We start from the raw sequence: 19434 nt of genomic DNA, 5'->3' as shown, positions 1-19434 counted from the left end.
AACCTGGGAAGTACCGGCCCCCCTCCGGCTCGCGGATGCTCTTCAACTCGCACGTCTTCCTCTTCGTCTTCCTTCCCGCGGCCCTCCTCGTCTACTTCGGGCTGGGACACCGCGGCCGCACGCGCGAGGCGCTGTTCTCCCTCCTCGCCGCCTCGCTCGTCTTCTACGGCTGGTGGTCCGCCGGCTACGTGCTGCTGCTCGTCGCCTCGCTGTCCTTCGACTACCTGCTCGGCGCCCGCATCGCCGCGCTCTCCTCCGTGGACACGCGCCGCGCCCGCTGGCTCCTCATCGCCGGACTCACGATTGACCTCGGGCTGCTCGCGTACTTCAAGTACTCGGGCTTCCTCGTGGAGAACCTCCAGGCGCTGCTCGGGACACACTGGGACTACGCGCCGCCCCGGCTGCCGCTGGCCATCTCCTTCTACACCTTCCAGCAAGTGGCCTACCTCGTCGACTGCTACCGCACCGGCCACCGCGAGCCGAGCGTCCTGCGCTACGGCCTCTTCGTCACCTTCTTCCCGCATGAGATCGCCGGGCCCCTGGTGAACCACCGCGAGATGCTCCCGCAGTTCGCCTCGCCCGACGTGGCGCGCCTGCGCTCCGAGCGGCTCACCGTGGGCCTCACCTGCTTCTTCCGCGGCCTGTTCAAGAAGGTGGCCGTGGCGGATGTCGTCGCGCAGTTCGCCAACCCCGTCTTCGCCGCCGCCGCTCAGGGCGTGCCCGTGGGCCTCGTGGACGGGTGGGTGGGCGCCATCGCCTTCTCGTTGCAGCTCTACTTCGACTTCTCCGGCTACTCGGACATGGCCATCGGGCTGGCGTGGATGTTCAACATCCGCCTGCCGCTCAACTTCGACACGCCCTACCGCTCGGCGAGCATCGTCGAGTTCTGGCGCCGCTGGCACATCTCGCTCTCGCGCTTCCTGCGCGACTACCTCTACGTGGCGCTGGGCGGCAACCGGAAGGGCCGCGTCCGCCGCTACGTCAACCTGATGCTCACCATGCTGCTCGGCGGGCTGTGGCACGGTGCCGGGTGGAACTTCATCCTCTGGGGCGGGCTGCATGGGGCCCTGCTCGTCGTCACCCACGTGTGGACCGCGTTGCGCGAGCGGTGGGGCCTGGCGCCGCTCGGGCAGGAGGGCCGATGGACGCGGCCCCTGGCCATCGCCGCGACGTATGTGGCCGTGGTGGTGGCCTGGGTCTTCTTCCGCGCCGAGACGCTCGAGGGCGCGCTCGGCGTGCTCCGGGGCATGGCGGGCCTGGCCGACGGCGCGAAGACGGGGCTCGCCTTCCGCGCGGTGTGGAACGACGACCTCTCCGGCTTCTTCCGGGCGGCGACGAAGACGGGCGTGCTGCTCGCGGCGTTGCCGGTGGTGTTCCTCTCCGGGGGCCAGCACCGCTGGATGGGGCCGCACAACCCCGCGCTGGTGGACGACGCGCCTCGCGCCTTCCCGGTGTCACGCTGGGGCTGGCAGCCCACTCCGGGCCAGGTGCTCGCCTGCGCCGCGATGGCCGCCGTGGCCCTCCTCCGCCTCAGCGAGGTGAGCGAGTTCATCTATTACAACTTCTAGGCCGGAGGCGGAGACGCGTCCTCCCCCAGGAGCTCCCGCTCGCGGATGCGCGTGTAGTGCACGACGGCCTCCGAGATGGCCCGGTTGAAGCACTGCACGAGCACCCTCACCTCCTCCACGCGAACGAGCGCGTGTCCCTGCTCGTCCACGAACTCGTAGATGCAGTCGTGCAGGGCGCCGTACTCGCGCACCATGCTCGGCAGGTCGAAGCCGACGCGGAAGCGCTGCGCTCCATGCTCCCAGCCCAGGGGGCCCACCCGGTGCGTCTTGGGTGCCTCCCCTTCCTCCTCCCGGCGCAGGGCCGCCACCACTTCCCGCAGGAAGTCCGGAATGTGGTCCGCCAGCTCCGGCCTGGAGAGCTGCCCGGGTGCATGGTCCCGTTGGACCCGCTCCAACCAGCGCTCGAAGATCTGTTCCGAGCCGGCCTCCATCATATCGGCGACGGTTTTCATGGGTGCTCTCCCGCGACGGCCCTGGAAGAACGTTGGTACCTGTGCGGCGTTCTGTCCCGGCGGGCGGTCCTGGTCCGTGGGCTGATTCACGGCGGCATGCCGGGCAGGCGGGAAGACAGGGGCCCTCTGGCTCCTTCCGTCTGCCCGCCGAAGCGGCGATGCTCCGCCCCCGGACGAGCCCGTGAGCATGGACAGATACCTCAAGCATTGGGCGGTGGCCACGGCGGTGCTCGTGCTGGGGGCGCTCGCGCTCAACCTGCTCGTGGATCCGCTCTGGTACGGCCGGGGCAACCGCCTCACCGGGCGCAACTACGAGTTCAACGAGCGCGTCTCCAAGGCCAACCTCTTCCTCCAGGACCCCGCCCGCTACGACTGCCTCATCCTGGGCAGCTCCACCTCCACCATCGTCCACCCCTCGCTGCTGGCGCCGCACCGCTGCCTCAACCTCGCGTTCAGCGCGGGCGTGGTGGGCGAGTTCCTCGCCTATGCCCGGTGGCTGCGCGCGCATGGGGCGAGGCCCTCGCTCGTCATCGTCGGGACGGACTTCGTGAACTTCGACCCCCGCGTGGACGCGCAGGTGGACGTGCCGGACTTCGTCGCCCGGAGCGAGCCCCCACCGCCGCGTTGGAAGAGCTACCTGTCCCTGGACGCGCTCCTCTGGTCGGTGCTGGCGGTGTTGGACCAGTCGCCCTACCCCAAGTTCTACGACGAGCGCTTCGAGGTGGTGATCCGCCCCGACGCCGGCACCTTCGACCCCGCGGGCGGCGTGTGGCTCCCCCCGCGCGTGCTGGACCCGGCCCGGGTGGCACGCTTCGGCGAGCTGCGCGGCCTCTTCCCCGAGGCCCGCTTCATCGGGTGGATGCCTCCGCTGTCCGCGTGGCACCTGGCCGAACTGGAGCGCGCGGGCATGTTGCCGGACTACCTGCGCAGCCTGCACGCGCTCACGTCCGTGCTCGACGAGGTCTACGACTTCGCCGTGCCCTCGGATGTCACCGCGCGCACCGGCAACACCTACGACGGACGCCACTACGGCAACGAGGTCAACGCCCGCGTCACCCGCAGGCTCGCGGGGCAGCAGGACACGTTCGGCGTCCGGTTGAGCGGCTTGCCGCTGGAGGCCTACCGCGCGCTCTACACCGAAGGTCTGCGGAGCTTCCGGGCGGGCGGGCAGGCGAGCCCTTCCGCTCCGGTGAGTGGTCCGCCAGTGCCGTAAGCACGCGAGAACTCGAAGGAGCGTGCTCGGCCGTCCCCCGGACGGACCTCGTTGGTCCAGGGTCCAGGCTGGCTCCCGGGGGTGAACACGGCCCCCTACCTTGAGGGACGCCATGGGCACTTCCGGAGACAAGGACGCGGCAGGAGCGAATCACGGCCAACCCCGGCCGAGCTGGAGATGGCGAGCCAGCACGCGCGGTGCTCCTCTACCGGCTCGAGGACAAGCGCATCCAGAGCTACTTCCTCGGGGGAAAGTACCCGCGGCGCGAGGAGTCCCAGGCGCTCTACTCGGTGCTGCGCGAGCTGTGGGCCCACCGTCAGGGCAAACCCGTATCCCTCCAGGTGCTCACCGAGGCCTCGGGCCTTCCGGCCAACCGGGTGAAGGTGCTGGTGGCACAGCTCGCCGGGGCCGGCATCCTCGAGCGTGGTACTCGTGGGCTGAAGCAGCTGCGCGACTTCGAGACCGCCGAGGAGCTCGCCGGCTATCTCTCCGCCTACGACACGCGCCACCAGAGTGATCGCCAGCGCCTTCAGCAGATGATGCGCTACGGGCAGACCACCGGGTGCCGCTGGCGGCTGCTCGGCGAGTACTTCGATGAGCCGGAGCACGCGGAGTGTGGGCACTGTGACAACTGCGAGGAACGTGCCGCCGGCCACTTCGACGCAGCCAGTCCCACCCGTGCGGTGTAGGTGGAAAACGGCACCTGTTTCACACGCACGGGCCTGTAGCGTCCTGGATCAACGTGTACGCCCGGAAGCGGAAGGTTCTGCTAGCCTGCGAGCCGTCTTTCCAAGCCCCCCATGTCATCGCTCGACGCTACTTCGACCGCCATCAGCCGGACGCACTCGCCGGATCTCATCCCCGGCTACCGCTTGGAGAGCCTCGTCGGCGCCGGCGGCATGGGAGAGGTGCACAAGGCCACCCAGCTGTCCTTGAACCGCATCGTCGCCGTCAAGCTGCTCAACCAGCAGCTCGCCCAGGACGAGAGCTTCGTCGCCCGCTTCCAGAAGGAGGCCGCGGCGCTCGCCACCCTGCACCACCCCAACATCGTCTCCATCGTCGACAAGGGCAGCAACGCGTCGACGTACTTCCTGGTGATGGAGTTCGTGGACGGGCCCTCGCTGCGTGAGCGGATGCGCGCGCCCCAGCAGGACTACCAGGAGACGCTGCGGGTGATGCTGCAGATCTGCCGGGCCATCGAGTACGCGCACGGCCGCAACGTCATCCACCGGGACCTGAAGCCGGAGAACATCCTCTTCGACGTGCAGGCCGGTGACCTTCCCAAGGTGACGGACTTCGGGCTGGCCTCGTTCCTCGAGGACACCACCACGCGCTTCGCCCTCACCGGCACCCATATGGCCATGGGGACGCTGTCCTATATGGCGCCCGAGCAGCGCGTGGACGCCAAGAACGCGGACGGGCGCGCGGACATCTTCGCGCTGGGCCTCATCCTGTACGAGATGCTGGTGGGCGAGCTGCCCGCGGGCAGCTTCGAGCCCCCCTCGCGCCGCAAGCCGAAGCTGGACTCGAGGCTGGACGGCATCATCGAGCGCTGCCTCAAGCAACAGCCCTCGGAGCGCTACGCGAACGTCACCGAGCTCATCCGGGATCTGGAGCCCCTCGCCCCGCACTACACCACCATGCGGCCGGCGAAGCTCAGCACGATGCAGCGCGTGGGCCGGGCCCTGAAGAAGGCGGTGCGCGTCACGCTGCAGGCCGTGGCCACGCTGCTGGTGCTGACCGCGATGGGCGTGTTGGGCATGGCGTACTATCAAGCCACCCGGAAGATCGTGCAGGTGACACCGGGCAATGCACTCACCGAGGATCTCGGGCCACCTCAGAGGCCAATCTCTCCGGGGAGGTTGACGTCCTCGGACGGCGAGCCGCGCAAGGTGACACTGGGTGAAGGGCCCGACAAACCCGTGCTGCAGTTCTCCGGCCGTCCCTTCGAAATCAAGGACAGGAAGCTCGTCTTCCCGGCCGTCGAGGGTCAGTCGCGCACCGGCCTCATGCTCGTGGATCTGCCGGGGATGAGGGGGGATACCGCCCGCCTCATGGCCCGGGTGAACGTCCAGAGCAACGAGCCCACCTTCCTCGAGACGCTCGCCCAGGCCATGAATCTCCAAAAGCCTCGGCCGGACGCGCAGGTCGCGCTGATGTTGACGGCGCACGATCTGGAGCAGAAGCGGTTCGTGGCTCTGGTGTATGGCGGGGCCGGTGTCCCCATCCGGCTCGAGTGGAGCCTGGGGGAGAAGCAAGGCACCATGCTGGGGCCCGATGCGCCCGAAGGCCCCGTGGAGCTCGAGCTGACGGTGGATGAGGAAGGCGCCCTGATCGCCTCGTTGGGCACCAAGGAGAACAAGCGTCCCATCCTCGAGCCCCTGCAGCTGGGGCTGAACTGGCAGGAGCGGCGGTTCGGCAGCGCGCCCGTCCCCGCCCTCGGCTGCATCGAGGGCTTCTGTCAGGCCGAGAACTTCAGCTACCTGGTGAAGCCCCTGCCGCCCAAGCCCGCCGGTGTCGTCCAGGCGTCAACGCCCGTCCGGGTGGAAACGCCCAGGACGGTGGCTCCCGCTCCCGTCAAGCGGCCCGCGCCCAAGCCCGCCCCAGCGCCCAAGGGCAAACGCAAGTAAGCAGGGAAGAGGCCAACCGCTGCACGTGGATGTGGCCTCACCCCGGGGATTGAATTATCCCTGTGCGCTCCATGCGCACGTCCACTCCCCGCTTCTCCGTGCTGCTGCTCGTCGCCGGCCTCGCCATGGCCGGCTGTGCCCACTCCACCTCGCCCACCGAGGTGCTCGAAAACGCCGCCAACGCGGCGCAGAAGGGGACCAGTGAAGCGCGCACGCTCGCGCTCGCCGGCTTCCACGCCTGGTTGATGACGGGAGACCCGGCTGTCGCCCAGGCCCGCTTCGACGAGGCCGGCGCCAAGGACCCCGCCGACCCCTACGCCCTCTACGGCCAGCACCTGCTCGCGCGCCGCGCCGCCAATCCGCGCCGCGCGCTCGATGCCGCGCTGGCCATCACCACCCGCGCGCCCCGCCATCCCCTCGCGGTGCCCTCCGCCCGCTACGTGCTGGACCTGGTGGGCTCCTCCCCCGCGCTGGATGACGTCATCCTCACGGGCCTCCAGGCCGCGCTCGACGCCGGAGCCTCGGGCGAGGCCGCCCAACTGCTGCGTGCCAGCCAGGTGGCCATCCTCGGACTGAGGGAGGACCGGGCCGCCCAGGCTCGCGCCCTCAAGGACATGGGCTCGGTGGACACGGCCACGCTGGTGGGGCCCTTCTCGCCCTGGCACCTGCTCGCCTTCGACGAGCCCACCCCGCCGGAGAAGGACGGCTCCATGGCGGGCCCCTTCACCGGCCCCTTCGGCCAGCTCGTGCCGCGCACCCTGCGCGCCCCGGACAGCCGCCTGGACGTGGCGGGCGAGCCGGCCAGCGGTGACATCTACCTCATGGCCGTGGACGCCGAGGTGGCCGAGGCCGGTGTCTACGTGGTGCGCGCCGTCTCCGCCTCCTCCTTCAAGGTGATGGTGGATGGAGCGCCCCTGCTGGAGCGCCGCGACTTCACCCGCGCCGCGTCCACGGTGGCCGCGCGTCCCGTGCAGCTCGCGGCGGGCCGGCACCGCATCCTCATCAAGCTGCTGAAGGACCAGCAGCGCGGCGCCAACGTGTCCTTCGCCCTGGCGCGCGCGGATGGGCGCCCGTCGAACGTCCGCTACAGCCCGGCCAGCGGGCCCGCGCCCTCCTCGTGGGGCTCGGCGCCCCGGGACGCGAAGGCGGAGCTGGTGTACCCGCGCGCCGAGGACCTGGCCGCCGCGCTCGCCGGTGAGGCGGGCCCGCTGCTGGCGGACTTCGCCGCGGTGCGCGACGGCATGGGCCGGGACTCGGACGGGGCGTGGCGGTTGATGACGCGCCTGCAGAAGGCCACCCAGACGGCCGCCGTGCTCTCGCTGCGCGCCGAGCTGGCCGCGCTGGACCGGAGCATCCCCACCAAGGTGTCGCGCGGGCGCTCGACGCGGGATTTGGAGGCGGCGCTGTCCAAGGACCCGGGCGACGTGACGGCGCTGCTGCTGCGCGCCGAGCTGTCGCTCAACGACGGGCAGTACGCCGCGGCGATGGAGACGCTCAAGACGGCGCGGGCCGCGGCGAAGCAGCCGGGCTGGCCCGTGTACCTGCTGGAGGCGCGCACGGCCATGGCGCTGGAGGTGGAGAGCGCGGCCGAGGAGAGCGCGGAGGCGGCGCTCCAGGCCCAGCCGGGGCTGTGTGATGCGCTGGGGCTGCGCTACGGACTGGCCCGGCGCCGCGACGCGGTGACTCGCACGGACGAGCTGATCGACTCGCTGGCCGGTTGCCCGGGCGCGCTCGTCCGTGCCGCCGAGCACGCGCGGATGCGGGGAGACCTGGAGCGCTCGGCGGCCCTCTACCAGCAGCAGCTCGTGCGCAACCCGGGTGACATCAGCTCGGGCATGTCGCTGGCGAGCGCGTACGTGGCGCTGCGCCGCTTCGATGATGCCTCGGCCACGCTGAAGACGCTGGCCGCGCTCTGGCCGCGCAACCCGCGGGTGCTGGAGAAGCTGGCGGACGTGCGCGAGCTGGCCGGAGACGCGGCCGGGGCGCTGGCGCTGCGCGAGCAGTCGCTGCTGCTGGACGGGAGCAATCTGTCCCTGCGCCGCGCCGTGGTGCGCGCGAAGACGGGACAGGAGCTGCTGCAGGCGCACGCCATCGACGGCCGGCAGGCCATCAAGGACTACGAGGCCAACCCGGGCCCCCAGGACAGCGCCGCGGTGTACGTGCTGGACGCGGCGGCCACGCAGGTGTGGCAGGACGGCTCGCAGGTCACCCGCATCCACAGCATCCAGAAGGCGCTGGATCAGAGTGGCGTGCAGGAGATCGCCGAGGTGAACCTGCCCTCGGGCGCGCAGGTGCTGGCGCTGCGCACCCTCAAGGCGGACGGCACGGTGCTGGAGCCGGAGAGCATCGAGGGCAAGGACACCGTCAGCCTGCCGGGCGTGCAGGTGGGGGACTACGTGGAGGTGGAGTACCTGCTGGCCGAGGGCTCGCGCGGGCCGGCGCAGCCGGGCTTCACGGCGTCGGACTTCTACTTCCGCGTGGCCAACCTGCCGGACCACCGGGCCACGTACACGGTGGTGGCGCCCAAGGGCACGGGCATGAAGGTGGACGCGCACAACATGAAGGCGCCGCCGCCGGTGGTGAAGGGAGACGAGGAGATCTTCACCTTCGAGGTGCGCAACGTGCCGCCCCTCATCCCCGAGCCGGACGGCCCGCCGTCGGGCAAGGAGTACCTGCCCTTCGTGGTGGTGGGCGCGGGCACCACGGGCAACGACAAGCTGGTGGCGGTGTACTCGGACGCCTTCCTGGACAAGGGCGCGCTCAACTGGGAGTTGGAGGCCTTCGCGCGCGAGGCGGCCGGAGACAAGCGCGGGCTGGAGGCGGTGAAGGCGCTGTACGCGGCGGTGATGAAGCGCTTCACCGGCCGGGACGCGGGGCTGACGCAGTCGGCGGCGGGCTCCATCGCGCAGGACCGCGGCAGCCGGCTGTGGGTGCTGAAGGCGGGCCTGGAGGCGCTGGGGATTCCGGCGCGGCTGGTGGCGGTGCGCACCTTCTCGGCGGACCCCGCGGAGTACCTCTTCCCCGAGGAGTCGCTGCTGCCGTACCTGGGGCTGCGGGCGGAGGTGCCGGGAGAGGGGCCGGTGTGGCTGGACACCACCACGCGCTTCGCCCCCTTCGGCGAGCTGCCCGAGCCGGCGCTGGGCGAGCGGGACGCGTACCTGCTGCCCGAGCCCGGCCGTCCGCTGGAGAAGGTGAAGACGCCGCCGGTGAAGCAGCAGCCCGGCAAGCTGGTGAAGCTGGCACTGGAGATCGACGGGAACGGCCACCTGACGGGCAAGGGCGAGGAGCAGTACACGGGCTTCGACGCGGCGCAGCTGGCGGAGGCCTTCGAGGCCATCTCCGGCGAGCGCCGCCGCCAGGCGCTGCAGAGCGCGGTGGGCCGCTACTTCGGCGGGGCGGAGCTGACGGACCTGAAGCTGGAGCGCGCGGAGGAGGCCGGAGCCCCCTTCACGGTGCGCTACGCCTTCAAGGCCGCCGGTTTCGCCCGGGCGGACAAGGACAAGCTGGTGCTGCCGCCCGTCACCATGCCGGCGAGCCTGGGCCGTCAGTACGTGCAGCTCAGCACGCGCACCACGCCGCTCTACATCGACGACACGGAGACGAACCGCACGGTGGTGACGCTGACGATGCCGCAGGGCTTCAAGCTGTCGGACCCACAGGCCCAGTTGAAGGTGGAGGGCCCCTTCGGGCGCCTGCTGCGCACGGAGAAGCAGGAGGGCCGCGCGCTCACCATCGACGAGACCCTGCGCGTGGAGCGCGCCCGCATCCCCGTGAAGCAGTACGAGGACTTCGCGCACTTCGCCGGTGAGGTGGACCTCGTCCAGTCGAGGGACCTGGCGCTGGTGAAGTAGACTCGGGCCCCATGTCCCTGTCCGAGCTGTGCCGTCGCTGCGGCCTGTGCTGCGACGGCAACCTCTTCAGCCACGTTCCGCTCCAGCGCGCCGAAGCCGACGCCGCCCGGCGGAACGGGCTCGAGGTGGTGGCGCTCGCGGATGGCGCCCCCGCCCTCCGCCAGGGCTGCACGGCGCTGAAGGGGCGGCAGTGCTCCGTCTACGCGGAGCGCCCGGAGGGCTGCCGCCGCTATGCCTGCCGGCTGTTCAACGCAGTGGCCGGTGGCTCGGTTTCATTCGAGCAATCGCTCCAGGTGGTGGAGCAGGCGCACGCCCTGCTCGCGGCGGTGGAGCGGAGCCTCGGGCCCGGCACGGACCCAGGCCCCGCCTCGGTGTTGGAGCGGGCCCGCTTCGCGGCCTGGGGTGAGGACGGCGGCTTCTCGTCCGAGACGAGCGCCGCGCGGGAGCGGGCCGAGGCCTTCCTCGACCAGCACTTCCACGGAGGCCCGAGGCGCTTCGAGGCCCCGGGCTGAGGGGCCACCCCACGCGGTGGAGCGCGTCCACCGCGTGCGGGTGATTCCGCCTACGGAGCCGCCGGGGTGGGGGCTTCCTGCGAGTCCTCGCCGGAGGCCTCCTCAGGAGCGGCAGCACCCGCAGCAGCAGCCGGCTTTCCGGCACCCGGCGCCGGCGGAGGAGACTTCTTGGCGTTGGCAGCGGCCTGCCGCACCAGCTCGCGGGCCTTCTGGGCGACCTTCGGCGTGGGCGCGAGAATCATGAACATCAGGCGCCCTTCCATGCGCGGCGGCATCTCCACCACCGCCACGTCCTTCAGGTCGTTGGCCACGTCGTTGAGGATGGCCGTGCCCTGCTCCTTGTGGGTGATTTCTCGACCCCGGAACTGGATGACGACCTTGGCCTTGTTGCCGTCCTCGATGAAGCGGCGCGTGTTGCGGACCTTGAACTCGTAGTCGTGCTCCTCGGTCTTCGGACGCAGCTTCACTTCCTTGAGCTGGACCACGACCTGGGCACGCTTCGACTCCGCGGCCTTCTTCTTCTCCTCGTACTTGAACTTGCCATAGTCCATCACCTTGCAGACAGGCGGCTGGGCCATGGGGCTGATCTCGACGAGGTCGAGTCCTTCATTTCTCGCCAGCGTCAGGGCGGCCTCGAGAGGCATGACGCCAAGCTGCGCGCCATCGGACCCCACGACGCGGACCTCGCGAGCGCGGATACGGCGATTCGTTCTCTGATCGCGGCTTCCGCCGCGAGGACTTCTCTGTTCGCGAATGATGTGCGCTTCCTCCGAAAGGGGTTTCCTGGCCTACGCCCTGTGAAGATGGGGCAGGCATCTACGGTACGGCATGCAGCGGGACGTGGACGGCAGGCGACCCACCTGGCTGGCAACCCCCCAAAGCGGGAGTGCCTCGAAGCGCCCCCCCGCCCAGAGGGAGAGGAGGCGTACGAACGGGCCTTGCTTCATACCCGTGGCCGTGGGGTCACACTAACACCTCCACGGCCTTCCCGCCCTGGAAACCCGCGACTATGGCGTGTAGACGACGGTGAGCCTGGCGTTGGCCCCATCCTGGACGAACAGGTAGGCCGTCGTCGCCTGATCCTGGGTGAAGCGCAGCCGCAGCTGGGTCTTCCCCGTTTTGTTGATGGCCAACAGACCGGCGCTGGCGAAATCCGCCGATTGGGCCGTACCCAGAGTGAACCTCGGGATGCTGGCCACGGCGCTCGCGTCGGCGGCGGCGCCCCAGTCGGCCGTCTCGGTGGTGGCGGCGTTGAAGGTGCCCGTCTTCACGTCGAGGACGAGCGTATTGCCGGCGGGGCTCGCCCACGGGTCACCCGAGCCGGACGAGTAGCCGACGGTGAGGTACGCACGGGTGAGGGTGGCGCCATCCGGCAGGCCGGAGGTGTCGAAGGAGAGGAAGGAGCGGTTGAACCTGGCGTCCGTGCCGCGCCCGAGCGCCAGGCCCGTGAGCGTGCCGAGCGCCGGCAGGCTACCGTCCGAGTTGGCCTTGATGTAGCCATCCTCCGCGGCGACGCTGGTGAAGCTCACCGTCACCGGGGTGCTCGTGCCGCTGTTGCTCACCGTGACGGACGTGTCCGCGTCCGTGGCCGAGTTGCCCGCGGCGTCGAAGGCCCTGGCGCTGAGCGAGTGGGTGCCGTTGGCCACGCTGGTGCTGGTCCAGGCCAGCTCGTAGGGGGCGGCGCTGTCGGAGCCGGCCAGGGCGCCATCCACGTAGAACTCCACCCGGGTGACGCCCACCGCGTCCGAGGCGCTCGCGGTGAGGGTGACGGTGCCGCTCACCGTGGCGCCGTTGGCCGGCGCCGTCAGGTTCACCGTGGGCGGGGTGGTGTCGCCCGTGCCGCCGCCGCCGCCCGTGAGCCCGAAGAACTTCGACTGGTAGTACACGGCGCAGATGTTCACGTCGGACAGGTACGCGCCCGTGGCGCCGCACATGGTGGAGGTGCCCGGGAAGCCGTACTGCGGGTCGATCGCCACCGCGTGACCCATGCCAGTGAGGTCATACGTCTCCACGAGCGTCGTGCCCGCGCTGTTGCGGTACTCCTTGTGGGGGAAGCCCGCGACGGTCTCGGTGAAGTCCGCCGTCTGGTCGATGCCGTGCACGTTGGTCCACTGCTCCATCGCCTCGGTGGCGTTGGAGTTCTTCACCGTGAAGTCGCTCGTGCCGTGCCAGATGGAGACGCGGGGACGGGCGCCCGTGTAGCCGGAGTAGGCACCGCGCACGAGGTCTCCCCAGGCGGTGGGCGTCTTGTCCACACCCGGGCTCATGCAGGAGAAGGCCTCCGTCATGGAAGTGGCGCACTTGTAGGGCCCGCCCGCGTTGACGGCGCCCGCGGAGAAGACGTCCGGGTAGGTGGCGAGCATGACGGGCACCATGTACCCACCGCCCGAGAAGCCCGCGACGAACACGCGCGCCGAATCGATGGAGTAGGTGGACTTCATGTTGTCCACCATCTGCTTGATGGAGAGCGCCTCGCCCGCGCCCCGCGCGATGTCCCCCGGCTCGAACCAGTTGAAGCAGCTGCTGGAGTTGTTGCCGCTCTGCTGCTGCGCATAGACGACGTAGAACTTGTAGACGTTCGCCGCCGCCGTCCACCCGGTGTTCTCCATGGCCGCGGCCGTCTGCGTACAGCCGTGCAGCACCACCACCAGCGGCGCGCTGGCCGGCATGCTGGCGGGGACGTGCCGGTACATCAGCAGGTTGCCCGGGTTGGTGCCAAAACCCGTGACCTGCGTGAGCCCGTTCTCCACCTGCGCCACCTCGGCGGCGGATTGCTCCTCGGGAGCGCCTCCCTCGAGCGGACCACAGCCCGCGGCGGTGGTGAGCAGGAGCGCCGCGAAGCGCATCCCACGAGATGACGTGAACGACGCAAGACGCCGAGTGCCTCGACCGAACATGCAGCCTCCGGGGCCGCCAGGGGGGGTAGAGGGGCGGCCTCGCGGCGAGAACAGACTTTCACCGGCTGTCCCCGCTCAAGTCGCGGCGCGTCAAAACAGGCTGAAAACTGAACCAGCTTTCAACTCTCGATGTTTTCGACCTCGAACGAGCCGTGGCGGCCGGCGCCCTCCGCGAAGCGCTTCGCGCCCGTGAGCGACTCCTTGCCTCGAACTCCCGGAAGGCCGCGGCGAGCGCCTCCGCCGTGGGCCCATCCACGGCGTTGCGCACCTCGGGGCGGTGCAGGATGACGGTGGTGACGGAACCCTTCTTCTCGATGCGGACGGTCATGGGTGCCCCAAGGTCTACGACACCCACTCGTGACCCGGGTGAGCGGCCGGTCCTCGGCACAGCGGGTCCACTGATGGTGTAGGCTGGTCAACGATCAAGGCAGGGCCCACTCCGGGACCTGGCCTCCACCCCAGGAACCCGCATGTCCGTCACCACGTCCACCCAGGCCCGTCCCGCCCAGTGGCAGGAAAAGCTCGGCGTCGTCCTCTTCTTCGTCCTGTGCGCCATGCTCGCACGCCGCGTATTCCAGGCGGCCGGCTCCCAGACGGTGGTGATGATCGCGGTGAGCGCGGTGCTGGGCTTCGTGACGGCGGACCTCGTGTCCGGGCTGGTGCACTGGCTGTTCGACACGTGGTTCTCCCGGACCACGCCCGTGCTGGGGAAGACCTTCGTCACGCCCTTCCGCGTCCACCACGAGGATCCGCTCGACATCACCCGCCATGGCTTCGTGGCCACCAACGGCCACAACTGCCTGGTGAGCGTGCCGGTGCTGGCGCTCGCGCTGCTGCTGCCCTCGGGCCCGGAGGCGCCGTGGGCCTCGGCCGCGCTCACCTTCGTGCTGATGCTGTGCCTGGGCGTCTTCGGGACCAACCAGTTCCACAAGTGGTCGCACATGGAGCACGTCTCGCCCCTGGTGTCCTGGCTGCAGGAGCGGGGCATCATCCTCGGCCGCGCGCACCATGACGTGCACCACACCGCGCCCCACACCAGCCACTACTGCATCACCACCGGGTGGCTCAACCGGCCGCTGGAGGCCATCGGCTTCTTCGATGGCATGGAGAAGCTCATCACCGCCGTCACCGGGCTGCCGCCGCGCGAGGAGTCGATGAACCTCCCGCCCGTCACCCCGGAGGCCCCGGAGGGCACCCCGGCGCCGGACCTCGCGACGCCGTGAGCCCACGCGGGGACCGGACGTGCTCCGGTCCCGCTCAGAACGTGTAGCGGCCGGTGACCTGCGAGCCGGAGAAGCGCAGCTCCACCGCGCCGTGCTCGCCCTTGTTCTGCTCGCGCCAGCGCTGCTTGAGCGGAGCGAGGTCGAAGCTCGCGGTCCGGTTCAGCAGCGCCTCGCAGGAGTCCCCGTTCGCGGTGTGGGCCAGCACCAGCTCCGCTTGAGCGTCGCCCGCCGCGGACTTCTGGAAGCCGCCATTCCAGAGCAGCTCGTACGTGTGCGGCTTGCAGCCCCCCGAGTGCATCACCCTCGCCACCAGCGTGTCGCCCTGGAGCTCGACGCTCTTGAGGATGATGTCGTCCTTGGGCGCCGGAGACGCCGTCACCTGGAGCGGCTGCGACGCGGAGTCCGGAGCGGCGGGGGCTTTCGGCTCACCCGGCGGGGCCTCCACCGGCGCCTCCGCGGGACTCTCGGTAGCAGGCGGCGGGGGTTGGGGCTCCTCTCCCCCCATCAAGGACTTCGGCCCCGCGCATCCGAGCAGGGCACAGAGAACGAGACCACTCCAGACTGGCTTTCGCATATCCCCTCCTGACGAAGCTACATCCAACCGAGTTGCAATCTTGCCACGTCCGACATGCGGCTCTGATCCCAGGGCGGCTCCCACACCAGCTGGACGTCCGCCTCCTTCACCCCGGGCAGCCCCGACACCTTCTGGCGCACGTCATCCACCAGCACCGGTCCCATGCCGCACCCCGGCGCCGTCACCGTCATCTGAATCTCCACCCGGTGACCGCCCTCCGGCAGCGGCGTGGACTTGCACCCGTACACCAGCCCCAGCTCCACGATGTTCACCGGAATCTCCGGGTCATACACCGTGCGCAGCTGCTCCCAGATGCGCTCCTCGTCGAACGCGCCCTCCGCGGCCTGCGCCTGGGGCTCTTCGGACTTCGGGTTCTGCGCGAGATAGTCGGCGCCCAGCACCTCGACGTCCTTCTCGTCGATGCGCATGAGCTGCCCGTAGTCGCCCTGCACGGTCACGTTGCCGCCGAGCGTCTGCAGCACCCGCACCTCGGTGCCCGCGGGCACCGTCACCCGCTCACCGCTGGGAATCATCGTCACTTCGCAGTCGCGCGTGAGCGGTGTCAGCAATCCTCTCATCCGAGCATCCTCCCTACTCCGTCGAGACCGAGGACTCCTTGCCCTCGAGCGCCGCGCGCAGCGCATGCCATGCGAGGCTCGCGCACTTCACCCGGGACGGGAACTCATTCACCCCGGACAGCACCGCCAGCTTCCCCAGTGCCTCCATGTCCACGCCCTCGGGGCCCTCCGTCACCAGCTTGTGCACCCGCTCGAAGAGCCGCTCCGCGTCCGCCCGGGACATCTCCTTCACCGCCCCCGTCATCAGCGACGCCGAGGCCCGGGAGATGGCACACCCCTGCCCCACGAAGCCCACGTCCTTGATGACGTCGCCGTCCATCCGCAGCGTCACCGTGAGCTGGTCTCCGCACAGCGGGTTGTAACCGTCCGCCCGCCGGTTGGCGCCCTCCACCTCGCGGAAGTTGCGCGGACGCTTGCCGTGCTCCAGCACCACCTCTTGATACAGGTCCTGCAGGTCCGAGCTCACGCGAACACCTCCCGCACCTTGTGCAGCCCACGCACCAGCGCGTCGATGTCCTCGTGCGTGTTGTACAGGGCCAGCGACGCCCGCACCGTGGCCGCCACCCCGAAGCACGACAGCAGCGGCTGCGCGCAGTGGTGCCCCGCCCGGATGGCCACGCCCTCGCGGTCCAGGATGGTGCCCACGTCATGCGCGTGCACGTCCTCCATGAGGAAGGACAGCACCCCGGAGCGCTCCCGGGCCCGGCTGAACAGCCTCAGCCCCGGCACGCCCTCCAGCGCCCGCGTCCCGTACTCCAGCAGCTCCTGGTCGTGCGCCGAGATGGCGTCCAGCCCCACCGCGTCCAGGTAGTCCATCGCCGCCGCCAGGCCGATGGCGCCCGAGATGTCCGGAGTGCCCGCCTCGAAGCGGTACGGCAGCCGGTTGTAGACCGTCTTCTCCATCGTCACGGAGAGGATCATGTCCCCACCGCCCTGCCACGGCGGCATCGGCTCCAGCACCGAGGCCTTGCCGTACAGCACGCCGATGCCCGTGGGCCCGAACATCTTGTGTCCGCTGAAGGCGTAGAAGTCGCAGTCCAGGTCCTGCACGTCCACCCGGAAGTGCGCCAGCGCCTGCGCCCCATCCACCAGCACCGGCACGCCCTTCGCGTGGGCCCGCTTGACGATGTCCCGCACCGGATTCACCGTCCCCAGCGCGTTGGACACGTGCGTCACCGCGAGCAACCGCGTGCGCTCCGTCAGCATCGGCTCGAGCTGCTCCAGCCGCAGGTCTCCCCGCTCGTCCACCGGGAGCATCCTCAGCGTGGCGCCCACCTGCTGGCAGAGCATCTGCCAGGGCACGATGTCCGAGTGGTGCTCCATGGCGGTGATGAGCACCTCGTCACCGGGGCCCACCCGGGTGCGGCCGAACGTCTGCGCCACCAGGTTGATGGCCTCGGTGCAGCCGCGCACGAAGATGATCTCCTTCGTGTCGCGCGCGTTGATGAACCGGCGGACCCGCTCGCGAGCCCCCTCGTAGGCCTGCGTGGAGCGCTCGGAGAGGGCGTGCACGCCGCGGTGTACGTTGGCGTTGTCGTGCGTGTAGTAGCGCACCAGGGCGTCGATGACGGCCTGGGGCTTCTGCGTCGTCGCCGCGCTGTCCAGGTACACCAGCGGCCGGCCCCGCACCTCCTGGTGGAGGATGGGGAAGTCCGCGCGCACGCGCGCCACGTCGAAAGGTGCCCCGCTCATGCCCTGCCCTCCTTCGCTCCCGGGAGCTTGCGCGCCAGCAGCGCCTCCACCTGCTCTCTCAGCGGCGCCAGGGGAACGGCGCCCACCACCTCCTTGGCGAAGGCGTGCGTCAGCAGCGACTCCGCCTCCGCCCGGGTGATGCCGCGCGAGCGCAGATAGAAGAGCGCCTGCTCGTCCAGCCGGCCCACCGTCGCGCCGTGCGCGCACTTCACGTCATCCGCCAGGATTTCCAGCTGCGGCCGCGCGTCCGCCATCGCCGCCTCCGAGAGCAGGAGGTTGCGGTTGGCCTGGCGCGCATCCGTCCGCTGCGCGTCCGGACGCACCAGCACCTTGCCGTGGAAGGTGCCGCGCGCCTTGTCGTCCAGCACGCCCTTGTACAGCTCGCGGCTGGAGCAGCGCGGGTGCGCATGGTCCAGGTTCGTCCAGTTGTCCAGGTGCTGCGTGCCGTGGCCCACGTACAGGCCCTGCAGCGTGCACTCACCGCCCTCCGCGCCGAAGACGGAGTGCACCTCGTTGCGCGCGAGCGCCCCGCCCAGGGAGATGACGTGCGAGGCGAAGCGGCTGTCCCGCCCCAGCTCCGCGTGCAGGCCGCCGATGTGGAAGGCCGTCTCCGACTCGGCCTGCAGCTTGAGGTGCGTGACCCGCGCGCCGGCCCCCAGCACCACCTCCGTCACCGCGTTGGTGAAGGAGACGCCCGGCGCCGCGCCCACGTAGCTCTCCACCAGCGTGAGCTCGCTGTTGTCCCCGGCCCGAACCACCACCCGGGGGCTGGCCAGCGTCACGTGCGTGTCACCGCGCGAGAGGAAGAGGAACTGCACGGGCTCGGGGCACACCGTGCCCGGCGCCACCCGCACCACCGCGCCCTCCTCCAGCAGCGCCGCGTTGAGCGCGGTGAAGGCACTCGCGTCCGCGCGCGCCCGGCTGCCCACCAGCGCCTCCAACGGCTCTCCGTCCTGCAAGGCCTCGCGCAGGCTGCGCACCGTGAGGCCCGCGGGCAGGCCCTCCAGCCGCGACAGCTCGCGCACGTACCAGCCGTCCACGAACACCAGCCGCGGCCCCGGGCCCGGGAGCGCCAGCCGCGCCACCGCCGCCTCCACCCCCGCCTCGTGCACCGTGCGCACGGGGCTGAAGGCCTGGCCGGAGATGGGCGCCACGTTCGTGTACTTCCAGTCCTCGAGCTTCGACGTGGGGAAACCCTGGCGCGCCAGCTGCGCGATGCCCTCCTGCCGGAAGGCCCGCAGCCACGCCGGGGCGCCCGCCGCCCGCTCCGCCTGGAAGCGCTCGGCCAGGTCGAGGTAGTGCTGGAGCCCCACGTCCGTCGTCACGGCCTCGCCTCCTTGCCGCCCGCGCCCTGGCCCAGCCACGCGTAGCCCTTCTTCTCCAGCTCCAGCGCCAGCTCCTTCCCGCCCGTACTCACAATGCGTCCATTCGCCAGCACCGACACCTTGTCCGGCACCACGTACTCCAGCAGCCGCTGGTAGTGCGTAATCACGAGCATGCTCCGCTCCGCCGAGCGCAGCGCGTTGATGCCTCCGGAGACGATTCGCAGCGCGTCGATGTCCAGCCCCGAGTCCGTCTCGTCGAGGATGGCCAGCTTCGGCTCCAGCACCGCCATCTGGAAGATCTCGTTGCGCTTCTTCTCGCCGCCCGAGAAGCCCTCGTTGACGGACCGCTGCAGGAACGTCGGGTCCATCTTGAGGAGCTGCATCTTCGACTTCATGTGGCGGGCGAAGTCCATGGCGTCGAGCTCGGGCAGGCCACGGTGCTGACGGATGGCGTTGAGCGCGGCCTTGAGGAAGTAGCTGTTGTTCACGCCCGGAATCTCGACCGGGTACTGGAACGCGAGGAAGACGCCTTCGCGGGCTCGCTCCTCGGGGTCCATGTCGAGGAGGTCCTTGCCCTCGAACAGCACCTCGCCACCGGTCACCTCGTAGGCATCACGGCCGGCCAGCACGCTCGCGAGCGTGCTCTTGCCGGAGCCGTTGGGGCCCATGATGGCGTGGATTTCGCCGGGGTTCACCGTGAGGCTGATCCCCTTGAGGATGGCCTTGTCTTCGACGCGCGCGTGGAGGTTCGTTATCTGCAACATATCGGGGTTCGGGACTCGGGATTCGGGACTCGGACGGCGTCGACCTAACCGACGCTGCCCTCGAGAGAGATGCCGAGGAGCTTCTGCGCCTCGACGGCGAACTCCATCGGGAGCTCGCGGAACACTTCCTTGCAGAACCCGCTCACGATCATGTT

General features: G+C 70.2%; 16 protein-coding genes. 7 read left to right on the top strand and 9 right to left on the bottom strand.

Annotated elements, in window-relative coordinates; all coding sequences use genetic code 11:
• The first annotated feature begins 35 nt into the window (after positions 1 to 35).
• On the top strand, positions 36 to 1568 hold the full coding sequence (locus tag VFZ09_RS10135; RefSeq protein ID WP_329727314.1) for an MBOAT family O-acyltransferase: 1533 nt from the start codon (positions 36 to 38) through the stop codon (positions 1566 to 1568).
• Here the strand turns inward: VFZ09_RS10135 and VFZ09_RS10130 are convergent.
• Positions 1565 to 2020 carry an RsbRD N-terminal domain-containing protein gene (locus VFZ09_RS10130; RefSeq protein WP_329727313.1) on the bottom strand — a complete coding sequence of 152 codons (456 nt, stop codon included), beginning with the start codon at positions 2018 to 2020 and terminating at the stop codon, positions 1565 to 1567. The genes VFZ09_RS10135 and VFZ09_RS10130 overlap by 4 nt on opposite strands.
• Before the next feature lie 187 nt (positions 2021 to 2207).
• Here VFZ09_RS10130 and VFZ09_RS10125 point away from each other — a divergent pair, with 187 nt between their 5' ends.
• The 5 genes from VFZ09_RS10125 (at position 2208) to VFZ09_RS10105 (ending at position 10226) form a co-directional block, all read left to right on the top strand.
• Entirely contained in the window at positions 2208 to 3233 is a 1026-nt protein-coding gene (locus VFZ09_RS10125) for a hypothetical protein (protein ID WP_329727312.1), read from the top strand.
• A 197-nt stretch (positions 3234 to 3430) separates the two neighbouring features.
• Positions 3431 to 3922 carry a RecQ family zinc-binding domain-containing protein gene (locus VFZ09_RS10120; RefSeq protein ID WP_329727311.1) on the top strand — a complete coding sequence of 164 codons (492 nt, stop codon included), beginning with the start codon at positions 3431 to 3433 and terminating at the stop codon, positions 3920 to 3922.
• Between the two features lie 111 nt (positions 3923 to 4033).
• The gene (locus VFZ09_RS10115; protein ID WP_329727310.1) at positions 4034 to 5863 is read left to right on the top strand and encodes a serine/threonine-protein kinase; all 1830 of its coding nucleotides are present in this window, start codon (positions 4034 to 4036) and stop codon (positions 5861 to 5863) included.
• A gap of 71 nt (positions 5864 to 5934) precedes the next feature.
• Complete coding sequence (locus tag VFZ09_RS10110; RefSeq protein ID WP_329727309.1) at positions 5935 to 9714, top strand: DUF3857 domain-containing protein; 3780 nt, start codon at positions 5935 to 5937, stop codon at positions 9712 to 9714.
• 11 nt (positions 9715 to 9725) lie between these two features.
• On the top strand, positions 9726 to 10226 hold the full coding sequence (locus VFZ09_RS10105) for a YkgJ family cysteine cluster protein (protein WP_329727308.1): 501 nt from the start codon (positions 9726 to 9728) through the stop codon (positions 10224 to 10226).
• Between the two features lie 50 nt (positions 10227 to 10276).
• Here VFZ09_RS10105 and infC read toward each other — a convergent pair whose 3' ends face one another.
• Together infC and VFZ09_RS10095 are read right to left on the bottom strand one after the other, a co-directional pair.
• Positions 10277 to 10984 carry a translation initiation factor IF-3 gene (gene infC / locus VFZ09_RS10100; protein ID WP_414640690.1) on the bottom strand — a complete coding sequence of 236 codons (708 nt, stop codon included), beginning with the start codon at positions 10982 to 10984 and terminating at the stop codon, positions 10277 to 10279.
• Between the two features lie 249 nt (positions 10985 to 11233).
• Complete coding sequence (locus VFZ09_RS10095; RefSeq protein WP_329727307.1) at positions 11234 to 13072, bottom strand: PHB depolymerase family esterase; 1839 nt, start codon at positions 13070 to 13072, stop codon at positions 11234 to 11236.
• Between the two features lie 521 nt (positions 13073 to 13593).
• Between VFZ09_RS10095 and VFZ09_RS10090 the strand changes: the two genes are divergently transcribed.
• Positions 13594 to 14346: a fatty acid desaturase family protein gene (locus VFZ09_RS10090; RefSeq protein WP_329727306.1), complete on the top strand. Its 753-nt coding sequence runs from the start codon at positions 13594 to 13596 to the stop codon at positions 14344 to 14346.
• A 34-nt stretch (positions 14347 to 14380) separates the two neighbouring features.
• Here VFZ09_RS10090 and VFZ09_RS10085 read toward each other — a convergent pair whose 3' ends face one another.
• The 6 genes from VFZ09_RS10085 to sufC are packed head-to-tail and all read right to left on the bottom strand — an operon-like array spanning position 14381 to position 19279.
• Positions 14381 to 14920, bottom strand: a complete 540-nt coding sequence (locus VFZ09_RS10085) for a hypothetical protein (RefSeq protein WP_329727305.1) — start codon at positions 14918 to 14920, stop codon at positions 14381 to 14383.
• A 17-nt stretch (positions 14921 to 14937) separates the two neighbouring features.
• Entirely contained in the window at positions 14938 to 15498 is a 561-nt protein-coding gene (sufT, locus tag VFZ09_RS10080) for a putative Fe-S cluster assembly protein SufT (RefSeq protein ID WP_329727304.1), read from the bottom strand.
• Between the two features lie 13 nt (positions 15499 to 15511).
• The gene (gene sufU / locus VFZ09_RS10075; protein ID WP_329727303.1) at positions 15512 to 15964 is read right to left on the bottom strand and encodes a Fe-S cluster assembly sulfur transfer protein SufU; all 453 of its coding nucleotides are present in this window, start codon (positions 15962 to 15964) and stop codon (positions 15512 to 15514) included.
• A complete protein-coding gene (locus VFZ09_RS10070) occupies positions 15961 to 17190 on the bottom strand; it encodes a cysteine desulfurase (protein WP_329727302.1) in 1230 nt (409 codons plus the stop codon). Before VFZ09_RS10070 ends, sufU begins: the two co-directional genes overlap by 4 nt.
• Positions 17187 to 18515 carry a Fe-S cluster assembly protein SufD gene (gene sufD, locus VFZ09_RS10065; protein ID WP_329727301.1) on the bottom strand — a complete coding sequence of 443 codons (1329 nt, stop codon included), beginning with the start codon at positions 18513 to 18515 and terminating at the stop codon, positions 17187 to 17189. The genes VFZ09_RS10070 and sufD overlap by 4 nt, the downstream gene beginning before the upstream one ends.
• The gene (sufC, locus tag VFZ09_RS10060; RefSeq protein WP_329727300.1) at positions 18512 to 19279 is read right to left on the bottom strand and encodes a Fe-S cluster assembly ATPase SufC; all 768 of its coding nucleotides are present in this window, start codon (positions 19277 to 19279) and stop codon (positions 18512 to 18514) included. The genes sufD and sufC overlap by 4 nt, the downstream gene beginning before the upstream one ends.
• Positions 19280 to 19434 lie beyond the last annotated feature (155 nt).

It is taken from the genome of Archangium sp., assembly GCF_036277355.1.
GTDB lineage: Bacteria > Myxococcota > Myxococcia > Myxococcales > Myxococcaceae > Archangium.
The sequence above is the reverse complement of the archived record's forward strand: the minus strand, read 5'-3'. Positions and strand labels throughout refer to the sequence as shown.